Below are 21,996 nucleotides of genomic sequence, written 5' to 3'. Positions count from 1 at the left end.
CAGAAACAACGCACGGCGGCGTCCGATGGTTCAGGCCGCCGGTTATGAGGTATGCCATGCGGCCGGCGTGAACAGATGCCCGCGTTCGGCCGTGTCTGGATATGTCGGCCGGTGCAGGATGCGGCGGCTCATGACAGGAGGCCCGTAATGTCCCGAAACTCGGTTCGCCGGGTCCTGGTCGCCGCGATCGCCGGGGCCGCAGCGGTCGCCGCGATGACCCTCGTCGGTACCGGTACGGCGTCCGCCGCGGAGCCGACGGCGGCCGTGTTCACCAGCGCCGCCGCCCAGCCCGGCTCCGCTGCGGTGGTGGCGTCGGGCGTTCCCGGCGAGTTCGACGTCTTCGACGCCTCCGGATTCGACGGTGGGTTCGCCGATCTGTCCAACTCGACGATTCCCGATCTCACCCCGCTGAACCTCAACGACAAGATCTCCTCGGCCGTGAACAACTCGAACACCACGATGTGCCTGTTCACCGACGCGAACTTCAAGGGGCAGCGGATCGAGTTCCCCCCGCACACCCAGATCCAGCAGTTCCCGGTGAACCTCGACAACGCGGTCTCGTCGGTGAAGCCCTGCTGACCGGGTGGCGCGGGTCACCTCGCGCCGGTCACGGCGAGAGATGCTCCAGGAACCAGTCGCGGGCCGCCTGGGACGCCACGAGGAAACCGGCACCGGTGTATGCGGCGAAATGTCCGCCGGGCAGGAACACGATCCTCTTCGGCTCGGCCGCCGTCCGGTAGGCCGAGGCGGCCAGGTTCCCCCCGGTCAGCCCGTCCTCGCGGCCGACGATCATCAGCAGCGGCGTCGGGGTGATGTCCGGCAGGTACCGCGCCGGCTCGTAGCCGTAGAAGTTGTCCAGGCTGCGCAGCGTCACCTCGTTCGGCCAGCTGGGGTCGAGCTCCGCCCGTGCGTGGGTGAACCACTCGTAGGAGTCCTGCGTCGGTAGCCCGACCAGCTCGCCGGGATCGTTGCCGATGACCGGCACGGTGGCCGCCGGCTCGCCCATGGCGCGGGCCCGCCGGTCGGCGGTGAACACCTCCGGGCCGACGACGTGGTTGTCGACCCGGGCGAGGTTCGCGTAGGTCGCCCGGCCGCTGATGAACGGTGCCTGCCCGCTCACCGCCTTGACCCGGCGGTCCACGGCGGCGACCACGAAGGCGTGCGCGGCCGAGAAGCTCGTGCCCCACACGCCGATCCGGTCCGGATCGACCTCGGAGCGGTTCTGTGCGCAGGTGATGGCGTGCTGGTAGTCCCGAACCTGTTCCCACGGGTCGACCTCGTGCCGTGGCTTCCCCGGTGCCGCATCGGAGTCACCCCAGCCGCGGTTGTCGAAAACCAGCACGGACAGGCCGGAAGCAGCGAACACCTCCGCGAACCGGTCGAGGTACATGCGCTTCGTCGACGTCCAGCCATGGGCCATGACCACGCAGGGCGCGGGACCGGTCGCCCCCTCGGCCTCGTAGAACCATCCGCGCAGCAGAGCGCCTTCGGCGTCGAACTCGATGTCATGACGCATGGGGGTCTCCTGACCTGGAGGCGGAGTAGATCTGGTCGGCGACGAACGCCGCCACGTCGTCGATCTCTCGTCCGGCGACGTCGTGTCCCAAGCCGGGGTAGACGTGGGTGTCGGCGGTGGCGTGCTCCTCGAGCCATCGTTCGGTGCGCTCGATGGCGTCGTCCGGGATGACCCGGTCGTGCCCGCCGCGGCCCCAGTAGACAGGGGGGCGCAGGGTGGCCAGGGTCGTGTCGCCGGGTTGGTGATCGCGCACGACGAACCCCGCGAGGTTGACGCCGTAGGCGAAGCGTTCCGGGGCGTGCCGCATCAGCTGGTGCACCATGGCGCCACCCTGGGAGAACCCGAGCAGGCCGATCGACGGCGCGTCGAGAGTGCGCACCCAGTCCAGAACGTCGTCGGTCGCGGCGTTCGCCACCGGGGGCGCAGGATCGCCGATCGGGTTTCCTGCGCTGGGGAACCAGGCGTACCCACCCGCTTCCGGGATGCGCGCCCTGACCGAGGCGACCACGAGCTCGTCCGGTAGCCGGGACGCGAGCCGCCGGTACAGGTGGGTCTCGTCGTAGCTCCAGCCGTGCAGCATCACCAGCACGGGTCGCTCACTGCGCCTGTGCTCGGACTCCGACCACAGCACCGCGTCGCGGTTGATCCCGGGTTTCATTGCTCCGACTGTGCCCGCGCCCTGCACGTCGCGTCCAAGACCTGATCGGGCTCCTGTGATGCCCTGCATGCACCACCACGGAGACTCCGCGCAGCGGCTACTCCTGGACGACGACCATGTTCTGCAGGCGTGCCACGTCCTGGCCCGGGGGCGCCCCGAACATCCGCCGGTACTCGCGGCTGAACTGCGAGGGGTTGTCGTACCCGACGGCGTACCCGATCGCGGCCACGTCGTGTGGTGCCGCGATGAGCTGGATGCGGGCCTTCTGCAGCCGGATCTGTTTCTGGTACTGCAGCGGGCTCATCGCGGTCACGGCGCGGAAATGGCGGTTGAGGGACGAGACGCTGATGCCGACCTCCGCGGCGAGGTCGTCGATGCGGATCACGCGGTCGTACCGGGACCTGATCCAACCGATCGCGCGGGCGACGAGGGCCAGGCGGCTGTCAGCCATCCCGGCCTGTCTGATCAAGCCCGCTTGCGGGCCGTTCAGCAGCCACCAGTGGATCTCGCGCCGCACCCCGGCCGCCAGCACCCGGAGGTTGCGTGGCTCGTCCAGCAGCCGCATCAGCCGGACGATGGCGTCGAGCAGGTTGTCGTCCGCGTCGTCGACGGCCATGCCGGGGCCGTCGTGCGGGCGGGTCGTGGTGGGACCGGCGTCGACCAGCAGCTGCGCGATGGTCGCGGGTTCGAGCCGCAGCCCGAGCGCGAGGAACGGCTCGTCAGGGCTGGCCCGGATGATCTGCGAGATCAGCGGAAGGTGAACGGTCACCACTCCGGCCTGGCCGGGGTGGTGCTCGAAGACATGGTCACCGAGGATCGAGCGCTTCGCTCCCTGCACGACCAGGGCGAGCATCGGTTCGGTGACCGAGCCCATCGGCTCGGTCACGTGCTCGGCGGCGAACACCATCACGCCCTCGATCCATGACGGGCGTGGGTTGCGCCCGGCGAGCCGCGTGATCCGGCGACCGAGCTCGTCGAGCGGGCTCATCGTCCGAGTGAACCACGCGGGCGCAGGTCCGCCACCACGATCCGGGCAAAGTTGAGCGGATCGTGCAATGGATCGCCCGCATCGGTCTAGGTGATCACGCCGCCGCCGACTTCACTGGAGTCGTACCGGGAGACCGCTTCAGCGGCGTCTCGTCGTCATATCGGCCTGGAGGTCCACGATGTCCCTCGATTCCTATGTCACCCTCGGCCGGTCGGGCCTGCGGGTCAGCCCGTTCACCCTGGGCACCATGACCTTCGGTGAGGATTGGGGCTGGGGTAGCAGCTCAGAGGAGTCCACGAACATCCTCGCGGCCTATCTGGACCGCGGCGGGAACTCGATCGACACCGCCAACCTCTACACCAACGGCCACTCCGAGAAGATCATCGGCGACTACTTCGCCGACCGGCCGTCGCTGCGTGAGCGCGTTGTGCTCGGCACGAAGTTCTTCGGCAATCTGCACGAAAAGGATCCGAACGGCGGCGGACCCAGCCGCAAGGCGATCGTGCAACAGCTGGAGAACTCGCTGCGGCGCCTGCAGACCGACTACGTCGACATCTACTGGCTGCACAACTTCGACCCGGTCACGCCGGTCGAGGAGACGCTGCGCGCGCTGGACGACCAGGTCAGCGCGGGCAAGATCCGCTACGTCGGCTTCTCCGACGTGCCGGCGTGGGCGACCGCCGAGGCGGCCACGCTCGCACGGTTTCGCGGATGGACGCCGATCATCGCGCTGCAGCTGGAGTACTCCCTGCTCGAGCGGACCTCGGAAGGGGAGCTGATCCCGATGTCCCGGGCGATGGGCATGGGCGTGATGCCGTGGTCGCCGCTGAAGGGCGGGTTCCTGTCGGGCAAGTACTCCAGCGCCACCACCACCTCGGTCGACACCGCCCGCGGGCGGATGCCGAGCGCGGCCGACCTGGTCGTGATCGACGCCCTCAACGCCATCGCCCACGAGATGGGCGTGCCGTCGGCCCAGGTCGCCCTGGCCTGGCTGAAGGGGCGCCCCGGCGTCACCTCGATCGTGATCGGTGCCCGCCGGATGGACCAGTTCGAGACCAACCTCGGCGCCGCGGACGTGACGCTCAGCGATGCCCAGCGCGCCGCGCTGGATGACGTGTCGGCTCCCACTCTGAACTTCCCCGCCCGGAACAACAGGGAACTGGCACCGACACTGCAGTACGCCGGCGCCACCGTGGACGGTCATTCCTCGCCGGTGTCCCCGCTGCTGCGCGCCTCCGCCACCCGCTACTGACCGTCGTGTCGGCGGGCGGCGATGCCGAGCGGGCATCGCAGACCGCGGAACAGGTCTTGGACGGGGACCGGGGTCACGGAGCACGTTGGGTGCACGTGATGCGAGAAGAGGGAGTTGTCATGAGGGTCTTTCTGACCGGAGGTTCCGGCTACATCGGCCGGGCCACGATCGCCGAACTGATCAACCAGGGCCACACGGTGGAGGCACTTGCCCGCAGCGAGCGCGCCGAACAGGCCGTCGTGGCGGCCGGCGCGACCGCGGTCCGCGGCGCACTGACCGACCTGGACGTCCTGGCGGACGCCGCCGCCCGCTCCGACGGGGTGATCCACCTCGCCCAGGCGACCTCGGGGGAGGAGGACCTCGACGCGGCCACCGCGATGCAGGACGGTGTGGGCGGCGGCACCTACGTGCACACCGGCGGGAGCTGGGTCTACGGCGACACCGACGGGGTCCAGGACGAGACCGCGCCGTGGAACCCGCCGGGCGCGGTGGCCTGGCGCAAGCCCGTGGAGGACGCCGTGCTGGCGCGGGCGGCCAGTGGCGGGCGCCCCGTCATCGTGCAACCCGGACTGCTCTACGGCGGCGACAACCGCCTGATCGACGACTTCTTCGTCCAGCCCGGCAGGAAGAACGGCGCCATCCCCTACATCGGCGACGGCGCCAACCACTGGGCACTGGTGCACATCGACGACCTCGCCCCGCTCTACGTGGCCGCCCTGTCGGCGCCGGCGGGTTCGGTCTACCTGGGGGTGGGCGGGGTGAACCCGACCGCGAGGCAGGTCGCCGAGGCGTGTGCGCAGGCCGTGGGCCTGGACGGGAAGACCACGTCCATCACGCTCGAGCAGGCTCGGGCCGAGATGGGGCCGATCGCGGACGCGTTCGCTCTCGACCAGCAGTTCACCCCGGCCAAGGCGAAGCGTGAGCTGGGCTGGGAGCCCAAGCACACCGACCCCCTGAGCGTGTTCGCCCAGGGTTGAGCGGCGGGCGTGAGATGACCACCAGCGCTGCCGCTGCGGGGTTCCGCAGCTCTGGTGCACATTTCACGCCGTGAGCGCCCCCGCACGCCGGCGCAGCCAGTCGTACCAGGGCTCCAGGCCGTCCCCTCTGGTGGCGGAGATCTCCAGCACCTCCACCGCGGGGTTGGCCCGGCGGGCCGCCTCGACGCAGTACTCCACGTCGAAGTCGACGTAGGGGAGCAGGTCGACCTTGTTCACCAACATCAGGTCGGCCGTGCGGAACATGTGGGGGTACTTGAGCGGCTTGTCGGCTCCCTCGGTCACCGACATGATCACGACCCGGCCCGCCTCGCCGAGGTCGAACAGCGCGGGGCAGACCAGGTTGCCGACGTTCTCGACGAACAGCAGGGAGCCCCGCGCGGGAGCCAGCGCACGCAGTCCCGCCGCGACCATGTCGGCGTCGAGGTGGCAGCCCGCACCGGTGTTGATCTGGATGACGCGCGCCCCCGTCGCCCCGATGCGCTCGGCGTCCAGCAGCGTCTCCTGGTCGCCCTCCAGGACCGCACAGGGCAGCTCGTCACCGAGGTCGGTGATCGTGCGGGTCAACAGCGTGGTCTTGCCCGAGCCCGGTGAGCTCATGAGGTTCAGGGCGACGACGTCGCGCTCCGCGAGCCACCGGCGGTTGTCCCCGGCCAGGTCGTCGTTCTTGGCCAGCAGGTCGACCTCGAGGGCGACGGTCCGCGAGTCCGGCTCGCGGTGCCCGTGGCCGTGCCCGTGGCCGTCGCCGTGGTCGTGCGGGTGGTCGTGGCCGGCCGCCGCCGGGTCCGTCACCCGCACGCCGGCGTCGTCGGCGCAGCCGCATGTCGCGCACACCTCACACCACCTCCACCTCTCGGATCCGCAGCTCGCGCCCCCCGTGGACCTCGATGTCCGCGCTGCCGCAGTCGCACAGCGGCAGCACCTCGCCGGTCTCGAACGCCGCGCCGCAGGTGCGGCACACCGCCCGTCCCGGCGGCTCGTCGATCTCCAGCACGGCGCCCTCGCACGTGGTGCCGGCCGCCACCATCTCGAAGCAGAACCGCACGGCGTCCGGCACGAGACCGGACAGCCTGCCGACCTCCAGCCGGATGCGGCAGACGCGGGCGTCCTGCATCCGCTGGGTCACGGTGCTGACGACGGTCTGGGTGATCGACAGTTCGTGCACGTCAGCGCGCTAACAGATCCGGGGCAGGGGGTCGCCCACCAGGAGGTCGACGATCCGCGTGCCGCCGAACGCCGTGCGCAGCAGCACCAGCCCCGGCGGGTCGTCCTTGATCGTCCCGATCGCGGCGGCGCCGTCGCCGAGCGGGTGCGCGTGCAGCGCGGCGAGCGCCGCATCGGCCTGCTCCGGCGCGACGACGGCGACGAGCCTGCCCTCGCAGGCGACGTAGAGCGGGTCGATACCGAGCAGCTCGGACGCGCCGTTGACGACCGGGCGCACCGGCAGCGCAGCCTCGTCGAGCACGACGGCCACCTGCGCGGCCACCGCCACCTCGTTGCAGATCGTGGCGACGCCACCGCGGGTCGCGTCCCGGAGCAGCCGCACGCCCTCGCCCGCGGCGTCGAGCAGCCCCGCGGTGATCTCGTGCAGCGGGGCGGTGTCGGAGACGATGTCGGCGGAGATGTCGAGCTCGCCGCGCGCCAGCATCACGGTGATGCCGTGGTCCCCGATCGGGCCCGAGACGAGCACGACGTCGCCGGGCTTCGCCGCCGCGGCCGACAGCACGACCGGGCGTTCCAGCACGCCGACGCCCGCGGTGGTGATGTAGCAGCCGTCGGCCTTGCCGCGCTCGACCACCTTCGTGTCGCCGGTGACGATCTGCACCCCGGCCGCCGCGGCCGCGGCGGCCATGGAGGCCACGATGCGCTGCAGGTCGGCGACCGGGAAGCCCTCCTCCAGAATGAACCCGCAGGACAGGTACAGCGGCCGCGCCCCGCACATCGCCAGGTCGTTGACGGTGCCGTTGACCGCGAGGTCACCGATGTCGCCACCGGGGAAGAACAGCGGGGACACCACGTAGGAGTCGGTGGTGAACGCGAGCCGTCCGGTCCCGCCGTCCGCCCAGGCCATGGCGAGCTGGGCGCCGTCCTCCAACTGCTCCAGCACCGGGTTGCGGAAGGCGTCGAGGAACACCGCCTCGATGAGCGTCTGCGTGGCCTTCCCGCCCGCCCCGTGGGAGAGCGTGACCCGCTCCTCCTTGATCTTCGCCTTGCGGGAGCGGGCCTTCGCGATCCGGGCCAGCACCTGCTCCTCGCGGGTGAGGTGCTCGGCGCCGGCATGGGGGTTCTGTGCCTCTTCGGCGGCGGCCGTGGTGACCGCCTCCTCCGCCCAGTTCGCCCGCGTCGGGATGGTCGAGCCGAGATCCTGGGTCATGTCCGGGTCGCCTCCTTCACGCGGTCCCGGCTGAAGCGGCCGAAGTTGTAGTACGCGGCGCACGCGCCCTCCGACGACACCATGCACGTGCCGATCGGGGTCTCCGGCGTGCACGCGGTGCCGAAGACCTTGCACTCCCACGGCTTGAGCACGCCCTTGAGCACCTCGCCGCACTGGCAGGCCTTCGGGTCGGCGACCCGGACGCCGGGCACGGAGAAGATGCGCTCGGCGTCGAACCGGGCGTAGCGCTCCCGCACCTGCAGCGCCGAGTGGGAGATGAAGCCCAGCCCGCGCCACTCGAAGTGCGGCCGCAGCTCCATCACCTCACCGATCACCTGCAACGCCTTGGGGTTGCCGTCCCACGGCACTACCCGCGCGTACTGGTTCTCGATCTCGCAGCGGCCCTCCTTCAGCTGCACCAGCAGCTGGTACACCGACTGCAGGATGTCGAGCGGTTCGAAGCCCGCGCAGACCAGCGGCTTGTGCGCGTCGCGCGCGATCCACTCGTAGGGCCGGCACCCGATCACCGTGGAGACGTGGCCCGGGCCGAGGAAGCCGTCCAGGCGCAGGTCGGGGGAGTCGAGGATCGCCTTGATCGCCGGAATGATCGTGACGTGGTTGCAGAAGATCGAGAAGTTGTCGAGACCCTCGGCGGCCGCGCGCAGCACGGTCATGGCCGTGGACGGCGCCGTGGTCTCGAACCCGATGGCCATGAAGACCACGCGCTTGTCCGGGTTCTTCCGCGCGATCTTCAACGCGTCGAGCGGCGAGTAGACCATCCGGATGTCGGCGCCCGCCGCCTTCGAGTCGAAGAACGAGCCGCGGCCGCCGGGCACCCGCAGCATGTCGCCGAACGTCGTGAGGATGACGTCGTCGTGCTCGGCGATGGCGATGGCGTCGTCGACGCGGCCCATCGGGATCACGCAGACCGGGCAGCCGGGGCCGTGCACCAGCGAGACGGTCTCCGGCAGGTAGTCCTCGAGGCCGTGTTTGTAGATGGTGTGGGTGTGGCCGCCGCAGACCTCCATGAACTTGTAGTGCCTGCCGGGCTCGCACAGCGCGGCGATCTGCGTCGCCAGCGTGCGGGCCATGCCCGCATCGCGGAACTCGTCGACGAACTTCATCGCCGTCCCCTTACCTCTGGCCGAGAGTCGGTACTCGCTAGGTGATGTCGCTGGCGGCGAGCGCTTCGAGCTCGTCGGTGTAGGCGTCGCCGAGCCCGGTGAGGAAGTCCAGTGACGCCTTCGCCTCGGCCTCGTCGATCTTCGACAGTGCGAAGCCGACGTGGATGAGGATCCAGTCGCCCGGTTTCAGGTCCTCGTCGTGCAGCAGCCCGATGTTCACCGCGCGCTTGACGCCCTCGACGCTGACCATCGCCAGGTCCTCGTGCTCGGTCATCAGCTCGATCACTTCGCCGGGAATGCCCAGGCACATGGGGATCTCCTCCTACATCCGGCGCAGGTCGCGGTACCGGGCGATCTCGGCGCGGGACTGCAGGGTCAGGACCGTGGCCGTGGCCATCCCGGCCACCAGCACGAACAGCAGCATCTTGCGGATCATCTCGGAGCTCCTTCGTCGATCATGAGAACGGTGACCAGCGCCGTGACGGCCAGCGCGGCGGGTTCCACCGCGGCGGCCACCGGCGGGCTGAGGCCGATGCCTTCGGCGAGCACGGCGGGCTCGCAGCCGACCACGAACACGCGCTCGACCGGCCGCGCGAGGCCCAGCGACCCGGCCAGCCCGTCGAGCAGCGCGAGCACGGCGTCGGGGTCCATGCCGTGGCCGTCGAGTGCGGCATCGGTCGTGCGGGAGCGGGGGGCGTCGAGGTCGTGTTCCAGCGTGTGGAGGGTGCCGGGCGCGCTGCCGCGCTGGATCGCGTCGACGATCACCAGCGCGCGGTAGCCGTCGAGGAGCTGGTAGGCCAGATGCATACCCCGGATGCCGGTGTCGACGAGCTCGACGCCCGCCGGCAGCGTGCCCTCCCGTTGCAGGTGGTCGATCACCGCCACGCCGAAGCCGTCGTCGGAGAGGAAGACGTTGCCCACCCCGGCGACGAGCACCCGACCGGCCGACCCCGGGCCGGTCACGACAGCGCCTCGAGCTCGTCGGGATGGAAGTAGCGGAAACGGCCGTGGGCGAGCTGCATCTCCGCGGCCGGGTCGCCGTCCACCGACACCGCGACGTGCACCCCGCCGTCGACGTCGTGGACGACGGCGTGCACGGTGGCGCGCATCCCCTCGAGGAAACGGTCCTGGATGTCACCCCTGCGGCCGGGGCGCAGCACGACCTGGCTGCCCTTGGCCACCGGGATGTCGCCCACCATCACCGCGTCGGTGTCGGGGTCGACGGCCGCGTCCTGCCCCGGGTCCCACCAGGGCAGCTGCTCCGGCGGCTGGGCCGCGGGGCTGTCGGCGCCGAAGGCCGCGCTGCTCGTGTCGAAGACCGGGATGTCGACCGACGTCGCTCCCGCCGGCCGCATCGAGCGGATCGCCCCGTGCAGCCGTTCGAGGATCTCCGGCGGCATGGCGTCGACCGCGTCGATGATCCCCGCGGCGCGCGGGTCGGTGGCGCGGGCCTCGGCCTTCTCCTCGTCGGTGAGCACGAGGGTCCGCAGGGTGAGGATCTCGTCGTTCTCCAGCCCGTCGAAGAGGTTGATCGTGCTCTCCGGGGCGAGCTGGGGGTGGTCGGCGAGGATGATCGGCGAGGACAGCAGGAGGTCGGTGCGGTCCTCCGGGCCGGCGAGCACCGGCCAGGTGTGCTCGTTGACGCACTCCTTCGTCGCGGGCTCGGCCCACCGCGGCGGGTCGGTGAGCGAGAGGAACGTGCCGGGACGGGCCGCGATCAGCGTGTGCGCCGCGATGAGCGACGTGCGCAGCACCTCCTCGCGCGGAGCGCCGGGCGCGCACGAGCTGTCGTTGACGATGTCGAGCCGCAGCCGGTGCACCAGGTAGGGCCCCGGCAGGTCGGTGGCCGAGACCACGAGCCGCGCGGCCACCGGCCAGCACTCGCGCACGAGCCGGCCGGCCACGGCGCCACTCGCGTCGCGGAGCTCCTCGACGTCTCGCGACCCCGGCAGCAGGACCCACACGGTCACCTCGTCGCGCAGGAGGCGGTCGAGGCTCAGCTCGGCGTCGACGTAGCGGGGCACGCCCTCCTCGAACCGCAGGTGGCGCTGCCCGTCGACCACCAGCTCCTCGACGGGCGTGCCGTCCGGGGTGCGCGGGGACCGGGCCTGCAGCTGCAGGCAGCGCAGCCGGATGTGCAGCTCGCCCCCGCCGCCGGGAACCGGTTCGAGCAGGCACTCCATGCGGTTGCGGGTGGGCTCGGTGTCGTCGCTCGCCGGGGTGAGCACGCCGAACTGCCAGCGCAGCCGGTTCTTCTGCGCCGAGGCCCGGTAGGGGTAGAGCAGGTAGCCCTCGAACAGCACCGCGTCGGCGACGGCGGCCACCTGGTCGAGCACGGGGTCGGCGGAGTCACGCGTGCTCACGGCCCGGCCTCCTTCAGCAGCCGCTCGAAGGTGTCGTCCCAGTTCGGGATCACCCGCTCCGAGCGGTAGGCCGAGAGGGCGTCGAGGGTCCTCGTGCTGACCCGCACCCACGCCGCTCCCGGGTAGTGCTCGTCCATCGCGGCGCGCCAGGTGGCCACCGGGAGCCGGAACGCCGCCTCCTCGTGCCAGGACACGAGCCCGATCTGGACGCCGGCGGGCGTCGCGTAGTACACGGTGCCGGAGAAGAGCATCAGCAGGGGGATCTCGCCCTGGGTGAGACCGTGGAAGTACTTCGTGGCGGCGATGTCGAGGTCGTAGGTCAGCGGCACCGCGATCGGCACCGTGGTCTCGCCCGTGAAGCCCGTGACGGTGGAGCCGATCTGGGCGAACTGCAGGGCGTTGAGCGTCTCCCCCCACCGCGACGGCTCACCGAACAGGTCGACGAGCTTCGCGGACTCCTCGGCGGTGTAGGTCCGCCCGCGTGGCTCGATCCGGATCTGGGTCTTGAGCGCCACCGAGTGCACGCGCCTGCCGCTGTCCTCGCTGATGCGCAGGTCGAACAGGAGCGACGGGCCGGCCGCGTAGGGCTCGGGCCGGGCTCCGGTACAGGCGAACTGCAGCACGTCAGGCCTCCGGTTCGGGCGGGGCCGCGGGTGGGAGCGGCCGGGCCTCGGCGCGCAGGGCCTCGAAGAACCCGTCGATCTCCCGCCACGCCTCGGCGCCGCCGTCGAAACCGCGCCAGTGCAGGCGCACCAGCCCGACGAGCCGGTAGCAGGCGTCGATGGGGACGAGCAGGCACTCGGCCGCCCGGCCCTGGGCCCCGCCGGACCCCGCCTTGTCCCGGCGGACCAGCAGGGCCTCGACGTCGGGCTCCAGCTCGGCGGCCAGCCGCCCGCCGCCGACCCCGGCCGTCCACGCCTCGAGACCCAGCTCGCTCTCCGTGGCCCCGGCCGGGCTCGGGTAGCAGGCGATCAGCTTCTGCTGGGCGGAGTTGCGCAGGAAGAAGGCCATGCCGACGGGGATCTGCAGCGCGTCCCACTGCGCGTCGGAGAGCCGGAAGTCCGGGTCGGACAGGTACCGGTCAGGGACGCGGCGGTAGCCGCCACCCCCCGCGCCGGGGTTGTCGAACAGGAAGCCGCACGGGCCGCACGCGCAGATCATCCGGCGCTCGGCGACCTGCACCAGGTGCGGGTGCCGGGCGGGTACCGGCGTCGCGCACAGCTCGCAGACCTCCTGCGCCGGTGCCTGGTCAGGAGGATCGGCCAGGAACCGGCGCAGGGAGGACAGTGACGCCACTCAGCCCACCTTCTCCTGCGACGGGGGGCGTACGCCGATCTGCAGCAGCGCCGGGCCCGCGGGTGCGGCGTCGAACACCACGCCCGCCACCTCCGGGGCCAGCTCGCTGATCGACGCGGCCACCACGTCCTTGATGGTGTCCGTCCCGCAGCCGCCACCCGCGATCTGGACGTGCACCCGGCCCTCGTCGTCGATGCCGGCGAGGCTCAGGCCCGTGCCGTGCGAACCGAGCTTGCGCCGGGACGTGTCCAGGGCGTGCCCCAGCCGCTGCTCGACCGGCACGGGATGCAGGTCGTGCAGGGCGAGCAGGCCGGCGACCAGCGGATCCGCCGCCATGCGGTGCACGATGGTGTCCCCGGCACCGGCCGCGGCGATGGAGACCATCTGCTCCAGACCGGCGCCGTAGAACTTCATCAGCACCCGCACCAGCTCTTCCGCGGCATGCCCCACCGCGGGACCGCCGTCGGTCGTGATGCCCTCCAGGAGCTCCTCGATGCGTCCGGCGAGTCCTTGCGGGTCGAGGTCGGTCGATGCCACCGCTGCCGCTCAGATCGTGTTGAGCATCGACGGCGACGTCATGCGGTGCAGCGGTTTCCCGTCGCCCTTGTACATGTGCACGCCGCACGGCAGGCACGGGTCGAAGCTGCGGACCGCGCGCATGATGTCGATGCCCTTGAAGTCCTCGTTGCGGCTCTCCTCGAAGATCGGGGTGTTCTGCACCGCGTCCTCGTACGGGCCCGGCGTGCCGAACGAGTCGCGCACGCTGCCGTTCCACGGTGTCGGCGGGTACGGGTGGTAGTTCGCGATCTTGCCGCCCCGGATCACCATGTGGTGCGACAGCACCCCGCGGACCGCCTCGGTGAAACCGACGCTGATGGCCTCGTCCGGGACCACGAACTTCTGCCAGGTCTTCGTGTTGCCGCCGCGGACCTCGGCGAGCGCCTTCTCGATGAAGTGCAGCGCGCACCCGGCCGCGTAGGCCTGGAAGTAGGTGCGGGCCCGGTTGCGCTCGATGGCGTTGGACAGCGGCCGACCCTGCTTGTCGTGGGGGATCTTCCACTCGAAGCTGACCTCGGGCTTGAGCACGGTGCGCGGCAGGTTGATCTGCACGCTGTGCCCGGTGGCCTTGATCTCGTCGATGTTCACCAGCCCGCCGAGCGCCGTGGCCCACAGCCGGGCCAGCGGGCCACCGCCGGTGTCGAGCGCGAGGTGGTCCGTGCCGTCGTACCAGCGCGGCGACATCGTCCAGCTGTACTTGTCGTCGAAGTCGCGCTTCTGCGGCGCCGGGATCGTGTGCTGGTTCCACGGGTGCCTGCGGTCGACCGGGTTGCCGAGCGGGTCGTGCGTCGCGAAGGTCTCCTGGTCCTCCCAGTCCCGGTAGAAGGAGCTGCCCAGCAGGATCCGGATGCCGAGGTTGATGTCCACGAGGTCGTTGGTGACCAGCTCGCCGTCCACCACGATGCCGGGGGTGACGAACATCTTCCGGCCCCAGCCGGTCATCGTCCGGTACTGGAAGTCGCAGTGGTCGGGGTCGTTGAACGCGCCCCAGCAGCCGAGCAGCACCCGCCTGCGACCGACCTCCTCGTAGCCGGGCAGCGCCTCGTACATGAAGTCGAACAGGTCGTCGTGCATCGGCACGACGCGCTTCATGAACTCCACGTAGCGCATGAGCCGGGTGTAGTAGTCGGTGAACAGCTGGATCGTGGCCACCGTGCCGACGCCGCCCGGGTACAGCGTGGAGGGGTGCACGTGGCGCCCCTCCATCAGGCAGAACATCTCGCGGGTGTACCGGCTGACCTGCAGCGCCTCGCGGTAGAAGTCACCGGTGAACGGGTTGAGCGCCCGCATGATGTCGCCGATGGTCTTGTAGCCGTGGTCGCCGCCGTGCGGCGACTCGGTGCGGTTGGCGAGCTCGAGCACGCCGGGATTGGTCTCCGCGATCATCCGCTCGCAGTAGTCCACCCCGACCAGGTTCTCCTGGAAGATGTTGTGGTCGAACATGTACTCGGCGGCCTCGCCGAGGTTGATGATCCATTCGCCGAGATGCGGCGGGCGGACACCGTAGGCCATGTTCTGGTTGTAGACCGAGCAGGTCGCGTGGTTGTCGCCGCAGATGCCGCAGATACGGCTGGTGATGAAATGGGCGTCGCGCGGGTCCTTGCCCTTCATGAAGATCGAGTAACCGCGGAACACCGACGACGTGGAGTGGCACTCCGCGACGCGCTTCTGCGAGAAATCGATCTTGGTGTAGATCCCGAGGCTGCCGACGATCCGGGTGATCGGGTCCCAGGCCATCTCGGTGAGGCCGGTCTTGTCGGTGCCCGTGCTGCTCGGCTTTGCCTGTGTGGTGGTCATCGACGCGTTCCCCTTACCAGGACTTCGTGAAGCCGGTGGTCAGCTCGCGCCCGTTCTTGCGCCAGCTCGGTTCCTTGTCGAGCTTCCGCTCGGTGATACCGCGCAGCCGGCGGATGATTCCCCCGTACATGCCGCTTGCGGCGCCGGAGATCCGGCTGCCCGGAGGGGCGTCCATGAAGGGCATGAACTTGTCCGGGAAGCCGGGCATCGTGCAGCCGATGCAGATCCCGCCCACGTTCGGGCAGCCGCCCACGCCGTTGATCCAGCCCCGCTTGGGGACGTTGCACTTGACGACGGGGCCCCAGCAGCCGAGCTTCACCAGGCACTTCGGCGACCCGTACTCGGTGGCGAACTGGCCCTGCTCGTAGTAGCCGCCCCGGTCGCAGCCCTCGTGCACCGTCTGGCCGAACAGCCAGGTCGGACGGCCCGCGTCGTCCAGCGGGATCATCGGTGCCGCGCCGGTGGCCTGGTAGAGCAGGTACAGGATCGTCTCGGAGAGGTTGTCCGGGTGCACCGGGCAGCCGGGCACGTTGACGATCGGGATGCCGGCGGGGGTGGTGAAGTTCCAGCCGAGGTAGTCGCGCACGCCCATCGCGCCGGTGGGGTTCCCGGCCATCGCGTGGATGCCGCCGTACGTGGCGCAGGTGCCCACGGCGAGCACGACGAGGGCCTTGGGTGCCAGCCGGTCGAGCCATTCACTGGTGGTCATCGGCTGGCCCGTCTCCGGGTTGTTGCCGAACCCGCACCAGTAACCCTCGGGCTTGATCTTCTCGTTGGGGATCGAGCCCTCGACCACCAGGACGAACGGGTCGAGCTCGCCGCGTTCGGCCTTGAAGAACCACTCGATGAAGTCGTTGTTGCCACCGACGGGCCCGTTGTCGAAGTCGATCAACGGCCAGTGCACCGCGATCTTCGGCAGGCCCGGAAGGGCGCCGAGGGCGATCTCCTCGATGCTGGGCTGGGTGGCCGCGGTGAGGGCGACGGAGTCGCCGTCGCAGCTCAGTCCCGCGTTGATCCACAGGATATGGACGGTCGGCGCGTCGGCCTCCGTGGCTTCCGTGCTGGACGCTTCGGTGGTGGACATAGCCGTCCCCTCGATGGCGCCGCCCCGGAGGAAAGCGCCTGTCCGACGTGGTGGATGTGTCCGTTCTAACGGCCGCGGCCGAGCGCAGTAAGTGATCGCTGTCACTAGGTGTCGTGTGCAGTGACCGGATCGGGTGGTTCTTGATCGCCGGAACGCCGCCCGTGATATCGGCCACGGCCCGGTTGGAGTACGTCCGGACGGCGGAAACGGAACCCCCCGCTTATTGTCCGAACACGAGGGTCGGCCCGGCTTTTCGCCGGCCGAGTTCGGTCGTGGGACCCGGGGGGGTCAGGAGTACGGGGTGGCGCTGACACGGAGATCGTTCATGAAGGGCCTCGGGGTCACCGGGGGAGCGGGGATGATGTACGGGGCGATGTCCGCGGTCGGGCTGGCCCCGGCCGCGACGGCGGAGCCGTTCCGGGCGCCGTCGCTCGGTGACCTCGTCGGGCGGGCCCCCGGGCACCACTCGGTCACCGTGCTCGGTGCCGGGCCCGCCGGTCTCTGCACGGCGTACGAGCTCCGCAAGGCGGGTTACGACGTGACCGTGCTGGAGGCACGGTTACGACCCGGCGGGCGGGTGTGGTCGATCCGGGACGGGACGCGGGAGACCGACCTGGACGGCGAGACGCAGCGCTGCACGTTCGCCGGCGGCCAGCACCTCAACATGGGTGCCACCCGGATCCCGCAGGGCCACGTCACGCTCGACTACTGCCGCGAGCTCGGCGTCGAGATCCAGGCGTTCCCCAACCACAACGCGAACGCGCTGGTCAACTACACGAGCGACACCCCGTTGACCAAGACCTCGATCACCCAGCGGGCGGCCAAGGCCGACACCTTCGGGTACGTCGCGGAGCTGCTGCAGAAGGCGGCGTCGAGCGGCTCGCTCGACGACGTGCTGAGTGCCGACGACAAGCTGGCGCTCGCCGAGTTCCTCAAGGACTTCGGCGACCTCGGTAGCGACGGGCGCTACGTCGGCTCCAGCCGGCGCGGCTACCTCTCCGAACCGGGCGCTGGCACCGACTACGGCACCCGGCTTCCGCCGCCGCCGAGCCTCTCCGACGTGGTGCGCAGCGGGATCGGGCGCAACTTCGGGTTCGACCTCGAGAACGACCAGGCGATGATGATGTACACGGCCGTCGGCGGGATGGACCGCATCTACTACGCGTTCGGGCGCACGCTCGGTAGCCGCGTCAACTTCGGCACGGTCGTGACGGCGATGCGCAACGTCCCCGACGGGGTCACCGTCGACTACACCTCCGGAGGCGTCGCCCGGTCGATCACCAGCGACTTCGTGGTGTGCACCCTGCCGCCGCACCTGGTCGAACGGCTGCGCACCAACCTTCCCCCCGCGGTGCTCGCCGCGTTGAAGGCGCCCAGGCCGGTCGCGTCGGGCAAGCTCGGCATCGAGTACTCGACACGCTGGTGGGAGGCCGAACAGCGGATCTACGGCGGCATCAGCAACACCGACAAGGACATCAGGGAGATCATGTTTCCCTACGACAACTTCCACGGCGCACGGGGCGTCGTGGTCGGCTACTACAACACCGGGAGGCGCCAGGAGATCTTCGAGCCGCTGCGCCACCGCGAACGGCTGGCCAAGGCGCTGGCGGAGGGGTCGGAGATCCACGGGGACAGCTACACGAAGAACATCGCCTCGTCGTTCTCGGGCAGCTGGCGGCGCATCCAGTACTCCGAGTCGGCGTGGGCGTCGTGGAGCTCCAGGAGCCCGGAGTACAAGCTGCTCCTGCAGCCCGTGGACCGGATCTACTTCGCGGGCGACCACCTCTCGAACGCGATGTCCTGGCAGCACGGGGCGTTGACCTCGGCCCGCGCCGCCGTCTCCGCCGTGCACGCCCGCGCCGCCGGTCAGCACTGACGGGCTGCTAGCGAGCCCACCGGCTACAAGTGCCTGTCACCGGCCAGGATCGCAGCGCGGGCACATGTGTCCCCCAGTGATCACAGGCTCTGCCGACTGCGCCCATCTGTGCGCCCCTCTTATGCGGCGACGTGAAGCAGCGGTTGTCGGCGTGGTCTTCGCTGCGGGTCGATCCAGGCGGGTGGGATGAGTTCGGGCAATCCGTCGCGGATGCGGACTTCCCATTCGGAGTGGTGCTGCAGCCGGTGACACGCCCGGCAGAGCATCACGCAGTTGTGCAGGGCCGTGTCACCACCGTCCTGCCAGGCCGTGATGTGGTGGACCTCGCACCACGACGGCGGCCGCCCACAGCCGACACACCCGCGGTCGCGGGCGGCGATGGCGCGGCGCAGGCCGTCGGGGATGGTGCGGGTGGCCCGCCCGACGTCGAGCGGCTGACCTTTCCCGTTCAACACGACCGGGACGACCGCGGCGTCACAGGCCATCATCCGCAGTGACTCCGGGCTCAGGGTGCCGCCGAAGTCCAGGCAGGCGGCGCGGGCCCGGTTCTCCAGGTCCTCCAGCCGGACCAGCACGCTCAGGTGCGCGCGGCGCCCGCCGCACTCGGGGACGTCGCCGTGGTCGAGCACATACCCACACACATCGGCCAGGGCCTCGGCCTGGCGTTGCGCGGTGCTGCGGTGCTCATCGCCGCTGGTGGGCCGGGCGTGGGCGTCGATCACCGTGGCGATGGCGTCGAACATGGCCGCGTCATCGAACCGGCCCTTCACGGTGCCGCCCGCCTTGCCGCCGCGATGCCGGACCAGGTGCAGCTCGTTCACGGGGGCGGGTGGGCGGTCATCAGGCTCCGCGCCGTCGGCGTCGAGGGCCTCCACGAGCGCGGTGCCCCAGGTCTGCAGCTCCGACGGCGTATAGATCGCGGCTTTCTCGGCGAGTTGGGCTTCGGCACCGGCCCACACGTCTGGCGTGAGTCGCTCCGCGGCTGGACTCGCGAGCACGCGGGCGATCACCGCGACGTGCCGCAGCCCGGTCTGCCCGGCGGCGAACACCGCGGCCGTAGCCGCCAACCGCGCGGGCAGCGCGGTGCCGTCGAGGCTCACCCGCGGGCAGACCTGTTCGGCGGCGACCACCCGCTGGCGGGCCTCGAACCGTTCCCATCCGAGCAGATCCCCCAACGCCGCCGGGGTGGACGTGTAGCCGCGCTCGGCGAACGTGCCCCGCCGCTCCAAAGTCGACACGGTGGCCACGACGACCCGGTCCAGCCGCCGGCTGGTGCCTTCGCACAGGGTGAGCACGGAGAGCAGGTCGTCGTCGGTGGCGGAGTCGGTGGCGGCGGACAGGGCGTCGATCGCCTCGACCAGGAGGCGATGCGCGGTGGTGAGCGGGCTGTCCGACACCCCTCCATCATACTCGAACACATGTTCGATTCGATGTTCGTCGTCGCAGGTCAACGGCCGTTCACCGCTCGGACTCACCGACCGCTCCGGTCGGTGCACGCCACCTCTCCTACCGTGCGCCGCCCGCGGCGGCGCGGCAGATCGTGACGGTGCGAGTGGAGCGCAAACACGCCCGGCCCGCGGGCCGGGTCAACTCCGTCCACGCCGCCATCGACGACCACACCCGCCCGGCCTACGCCGAGATCCACCCCGACGAGAAAGCCCACCACGGCCAACCACCCATCAGCCGCGTCGACAACCCGGCTGGGCATCACAGCTGGGCCGTGCTGAGGAAGCACTGATCGATGGGCTTCGTGACCTGGGCGCGAAGACCGCGATCAGGGGCTTTCTCAACACGGCCTAGGCCATGATCTCCGCGACGATGCGCTCGGCGTAGGTGCGCAGGAGCCCGGCGAGCTCCTCGTCGTCGCTGTTGACGCGCCCGGTCCGCCCGATCGCGGCGATGCACCCGATCACCGTCATCCGGCTGTCGCGCAGCGGCACCGCCAGCGCCGAGCGGCCCACCCGGATCTCGTCCACCTCGTGGGCGATGCCGGACTCCCGGATCCTGCTCAGCTCGACGGCGAGGGCGTCCGGCTCCACGATGGTGCGCCCGGTCAGCGGGCGCAGCGGTCCGCGGGGCTCCAGCCCGGGCCGGTGCGACAGCAGCAGCTTGCCGATCGCCGAGGCGTGCAGATGCGTGCGGATGACGCTCTCGCCCGCCAGTTCGTGGTCGGGGTCCCGGTCCACCAGCCGGACGCGGTCGTCCGCGTAGGACGCGACGAAGATGCCGAAGCGCACCCGCGCCCGCAGCTGTTCCACCACGGCGTGGGCGGTCGAGAAGTCCTCGGCGACAGGGGCGCCCACCTCACCTGCCAGCTCGCGGGTCCGGCGCCCGAGCGCGAACCCCGACAGGTCGGAGACCCGCACGAGGAACCCGTCGGCGACGAGGAGGTTCAGCAGCCGGTACGCCGTGGCCGGGGGGATCCCGCTGAGGCTCGAGATGTCCCTCGCCGTGGCGCCCGACCCGAGCTGGGCGACGGCCTCCAGGAGCATCAACGCCTTCTGCGCCGCCCGCGTCTCATGGCCGCCGGGCTCGTGTGGCCGCGACGTGACCGCGCCCATCAGGCCGCGTCGGGGTCGGGAGGTGGGGCCTCGCGCTGTGGATGCCGGCGCCGGGGCGGGGCCCGGCCGGCGACGAGGACCGGGTTGCCGTGGGCGTCGGGGGCGAACACGCCGGCGCCGGGCAGGACGTCGGCGGACTCCGCGCAGTCGAACGCGCCCACCCTGGTGAGGTCGCCGGGGCGGCGTCGGCGCAGGTGACGGTGCCAGACAGCGCCCGCCGACAGCAGCGCGACGATCACGGCCGGGGCCCCGACGTCGGCGTCGACGACGCGCGCGACCAGCAGGTAGGCGAGCAGTGCGGTTCCGGCGAGGCTCGCCACCAGCGCCCAGCCGACGGCGCCGGGCGTCTGCTCGCGGATCCGGCGCAGGAACCGGATCGACGCCACCGCCACGAGGACGTAGGCCGCCACGACCATCGCCCTGACGACGGTGCGCAGCGTGTCGGCCACGGGGACGGCCGTGCTGAGTGCGCTCGCCACGGTGACGAGCAGCACGATGCAGAGCAGGGCCGCATACGGGGTGCGGAACCGGTGGTGCACCGCGGTGAGGAACGGCGGCAGCAGCCGCTCCACCCCCATCGAGTACACGAGCCGGGACGCCGCGTGTGACGACGCCGTGGCCGACGCGAGCCACGAGCAGGTCAGCCCGAGGTTGAGGGCGATCACGAGCGGGGCGGACGCGCCCGAGGCCGTGCCGTGCAGGTAGGCCTCGACGAGGGTGGTGGCGCGGCCGGTCCAGGCGGCCCACGCCGCGAACACGAACAGGCCGCCGCAGATCAACGGCGTCAGCAGGACCGTCCGGGTGATGGTGACCAGCGGGCGCTTGGCCTCGGGGCCGAAGAACGTGGCGCTCTCGAACCCGGCCAGCGCGAAGACGGCGGCGAGTGCGACGTACAGCAACCCGTGCGGAGCCCCGGTGGGCGCCGGGGGCGCAGGCCCCGCGGGCGGCAGCAGGGTCAGGGCGACGATGAAGAGCAGGGACCCCGCCTCGACGGCGAGGAGCGCGAGCGCGGCGAACCGGGCGCCGCGCACCAGCACGGCCAGCGCCACGGCGGCGACGGCGGCGTGCACCGCGACCGTGGCCGCGTGCCCCGTGACGTCGACCCCGAGCTCGCCCAGCACGGCGGAGAGCGCAGCGGTGCCGCTGTAGAGCGTGAGCGTCGCGCTTCCCACGTACTTGGCGAGGATCGCGACCCCGGTGGTGAGCGCGGCCCGCGTGCCCAGTCCCTGGAACACGAAGCTGTAGAGCCCCCCGGCCGCGGCCTGCCGCCGGGTGAACCGGGTGACGCACAGGGCGATCAGGAAGATCAGGATCGTCGCGCCGAGGATCGTCAGTACCCCGGTCAGGGGCGTCGCGTACCGCAGCACGGTCATCGGCAGCACCACCATGGACGCCGCGGGCGCGGTGGTGGCCACCGACTGGGCGAGCACCTCGATGCCGGAGAGCCTGCGGCGCCCGAGTGCACGCAACGGCGAGACCGCCGGACGCTCGGGCTCTCCGGCGGAGAACGACCGGCTGATGGCGTCCGAGAGCGCCGACATCGTTGCCTCCGGG

22 protein-coding genes and 1 pseudogene are annotated in these 21,996 nt (G+C 71.0%); 5 read left to right on the top strand and 18 right to left on the bottom strand.

Annotated elements, in window-relative coordinates; translation table 11 throughout:
* The first annotated feature begins 147 nt into the window (after positions 1-147).
* Positions 148-579: a peptidase inhibitor family I36 protein gene (locus tag ACQPZA_RS21185; protein WP_433273031.1), complete on the top strand. Its 432-nt coding sequence runs from the start codon at positions 148-150 to the stop codon at positions 577-579.
* A gap of 28 nt (positions 580-607) precedes the next feature.
* Here the strand turns inward: ACQPZA_RS21185 and ACQPZA_RS21180 are convergent, their stop codons facing one another.
* The 3 genes from ACQPZA_RS21180 to ACQPZA_RS21170 all read right to left on the bottom strand — a co-directional run bounded on the left by ACQPZA_RS21180 (position 608) and on the right by ACQPZA_RS21170 (position 3,162).
* Complete coding sequence (locus ACQPZA_RS21180; RefSeq protein ID WP_433273029.1) at positions 608-1,516, bottom strand: alpha/beta hydrolase; 909 nt, start codon at positions 1,514-1,516, stop codon at positions 608-610.
* Entirely contained in the window at positions 1,506-2,174 is a 669-nt protein-coding gene (locus tag ACQPZA_RS21175; RefSeq protein WP_433273027.1) for an alpha/beta hydrolase, read from the bottom strand. The genes ACQPZA_RS21180 and ACQPZA_RS21175 overlap by 11 nt, the downstream gene beginning before the upstream one ends.
* A 97-nt stretch (positions 2,175-2,271) precedes the next feature.
* A complete protein-coding gene (locus ACQPZA_RS21170; RefSeq protein ID WP_433273025.1) occupies positions 2,272-3,162 on the bottom strand; it encodes an AraC family transcriptional regulator in 891 nt (296 codons plus the stop codon).
* Between the two features lie 178 nt (positions 3,163-3,340).
* Between ACQPZA_RS21170 and ACQPZA_RS21165 the strand changes: the two genes are divergently transcribed.
* Both ACQPZA_RS21165 and ACQPZA_RS21160 read left to right on the top strand, forming a co-directional pair.
* Positions 3,341-4,414: an aldo/keto reductase gene (locus tag ACQPZA_RS21165; protein WP_433273023.1), complete on the top strand. Its 1,074-nt coding sequence runs from the start codon at positions 3,341-3,343 to the stop codon at positions 4,412-4,414.
* A gap of 119 nt (positions 4,415-4,533) precedes the next feature.
* Entirely contained in the window at positions 4,534-5,391 is an 858-nt protein-coding gene (locus ACQPZA_RS21160) for an NAD-dependent epimerase/dehydratase family protein (RefSeq protein ID WP_433273021.1), read from the top strand.
* A 63-nt stretch (positions 5,392-5,454) separates the two neighbouring features.
* Here the strand turns inward: ACQPZA_RS21160 and hypB are convergent, their stop codons facing one another.
* The 12 genes from hypB to ACQPZA_RS21100 form a co-directional block, all read right to left on the bottom strand.
* The gene (gene hypB, locus ACQPZA_RS21155) at positions 5,455-6,243 is read right to left on the bottom strand and encodes a hydrogenase nickel incorporation protein HypB (RefSeq protein ID WP_433273019.1); all 789 of its coding nucleotides are present in this window, start codon (positions 6,241-6,243) and stop codon (positions 5,455-5,457) included.
* Between the two features lies 1 nt (position 6,244).
* Entirely contained in the window at positions 6,245-6,574 is a 330-nt protein-coding gene (locus tag ACQPZA_RS21150; protein ID WP_169396390.1) for a hydrogenase maturation nickel metallochaperone HypA, read from the bottom strand.
* A gap of 9 nt (positions 6,575-6,583) precedes the next feature.
* Positions 6,584-7,783 carry a hydrogenase expression/formation protein HypE gene (hypE, locus tag ACQPZA_RS21145; protein ID WP_433273017.1) on the bottom strand — a complete coding sequence of 400 codons (1,200 nt, stop codon included), beginning with the start codon at positions 7,781-7,783 and terminating at the stop codon, positions 6,584-6,586.
* Positions 7,780-8,907: a hydrogenase formation protein HypD gene (gene hypD, locus ACQPZA_RS21140; protein ID WP_433273015.1), complete on the bottom strand. Its 1,128-nt coding sequence runs from the start codon at positions 8,905-8,907 to the stop codon at positions 7,780-7,782. Before hypD ends, hypE begins: the two co-directional genes overlap by 4 nt.
* Positions 8,908-8,944: 37 nt before the next feature.
* The gene (locus ACQPZA_RS21135) at positions 8,945-9,217 is read right to left on the bottom strand and encodes a HypC/HybG/HupF family hydrogenase formation chaperone (protein ID WP_169396387.1); all 273 of its coding nucleotides are present in this window, start codon (positions 9,215-9,217) and stop codon (positions 8,945-8,947) included.
* Positions 9,218-9,339: 122 nt separating this feature from the next.
* Positions 9,340-9,870, bottom strand: a complete 531-nt coding sequence (locus tag ACQPZA_RS21130) for a hydrogenase maturation protease (protein ID WP_433273013.1) — start codon at positions 9,868-9,870, stop codon at positions 9,340-9,342.
* The gene (locus ACQPZA_RS21125; RefSeq protein ID WP_433273011.1) at positions 9,867-11,270 is read right to left on the bottom strand and encodes a hypothetical protein; all 1,404 of its coding nucleotides are present in this window, start codon (positions 11,268-11,270) and stop codon (positions 9,867-9,869) included. The genes ACQPZA_RS21130 and ACQPZA_RS21125 overlap by 4 nt, the downstream gene beginning before the upstream one ends.
* Complete coding sequence (locus ACQPZA_RS21120; protein ID WP_169396384.1) at positions 11,267-11,893, bottom strand: DUF6084 family protein; 627 nt, start codon at positions 11,891-11,893, stop codon at positions 11,267-11,269. Before ACQPZA_RS21120 ends, ACQPZA_RS21125 begins: the two co-directional genes overlap by 4 nt.
* A 1-nt stretch (position 11,894) precedes the next feature.
* The gene (locus ACQPZA_RS21115; protein ID WP_433273009.1) at positions 11,895-12,566 is read right to left on the bottom strand and encodes a DUF5947 family protein; all 672 of its coding nucleotides are present in this window, start codon (positions 12,564-12,566) and stop codon (positions 11,895-11,897) included.
* A complete protein-coding gene (locus ACQPZA_RS21110; protein ID WP_433273007.1) occupies positions 12,567-13,103 on the bottom strand; it encodes a NifU family protein in 537 nt (178 codons plus the stop codon). It lies immediately after the preceding gene.
* A 9-nt stretch (positions 13,104-13,112) separates the two neighbouring features.
* Positions 13,113-14,921 (bottom strand): nickel-dependent hydrogenase large subunit, encoded by a 1,809-nt coding sequence (locus ACQPZA_RS21105; protein WP_433273005.1) that lies wholly within the window; start codon positions 14,919-14,921, stop codon positions 13,113-13,115.
* 13 nt (positions 14,922-14,934) lie between these two features.
* Positions 14,935-16,005, bottom strand: a complete 1,071-nt coding sequence (locus tag ACQPZA_RS21100; protein ID WP_169396380.1) for a hydrogenase expression protein HypE — start codon at positions 16,003-16,005, stop codon at positions 14,935-14,937.
* Between the two features lie 325 nt (positions 16,006-16,330).
* Here ACQPZA_RS21100 and ACQPZA_RS21095 point away from each other — a divergent pair, with 325 nt between their 5' ends.
* Entirely contained in the window at positions 16,331-17,881 is a 1,551-nt protein-coding gene (locus ACQPZA_RS21095; protein WP_433273003.1) for a flavin monoamine oxidase family protein, read from the top strand.
* A 119-nt stretch (positions 17,882-18,000) separates the two neighbouring features.
* Here ACQPZA_RS21095 and ACQPZA_RS21090 read toward each other — a convergent pair whose 3' ends face one another.
* A complete protein-coding gene (locus ACQPZA_RS21090; protein WP_433273001.1) occupies positions 18,001-19,278 on the bottom strand; it encodes a DUF222 domain-containing protein in 1,278 nt (425 codons plus the stop codon).
* A gap of 152 nt (positions 19,279-19,430) precedes the next feature.
* Between ACQPZA_RS21090 and ACQPZA_RS21085 the strand changes: the two are divergent.
* A pseudogene (locus ACQPZA_RS21085) lies at positions 19,431-19,538 on the top strand (IS481 family transposase); the annotation flags it as partial.
* Positions 19,539-19,677: 139 nt separating this feature from the next.
* Here ACQPZA_RS21085 and ACQPZA_RS21080 read toward each other — a convergent pair.
* Together ACQPZA_RS21080 and ACQPZA_RS21075 are read right to left on the bottom strand one after the other, a co-directional pair.
* Positions 19,678-20,442 carry an IclR family transcriptional regulator gene (locus ACQPZA_RS21080; RefSeq protein ID WP_433272999.1) on the bottom strand — a complete coding sequence of 255 codons (765 nt, stop codon included), beginning with the start codon at positions 20,440-20,442 and terminating at the stop codon, positions 19,678-19,680.
* On the bottom strand, positions 20,442-21,983 hold the full coding sequence (locus tag ACQPZA_RS21075; RefSeq protein ID WP_433272997.1) for an APC family permease: 1,542 nt from the start codon (positions 21,981-21,983) through the stop codon (positions 20,442-20,444). The genes ACQPZA_RS21080 and ACQPZA_RS21075 overlap by 1 nt, the downstream gene beginning before the upstream one ends.
* Between the last annotated feature and the right edge of the window lie 13 nt (positions 21,984-21,996).

The organism is Pseudonocardia xinjiangensis, assembly GCF_050948425.1.
GTDB classification, from domain to species: domain Bacteria; phylum Actinomycetota; class Actinomycetes; order Mycobacteriales; family Pseudonocardiaceae; genus Pseudonocardia; species Pseudonocardia xinjiangensis.
The sequence above is the reverse complement of the archived record's forward strand: the minus strand, read 5'-3'. Positions and strand labels throughout refer to the sequence as shown.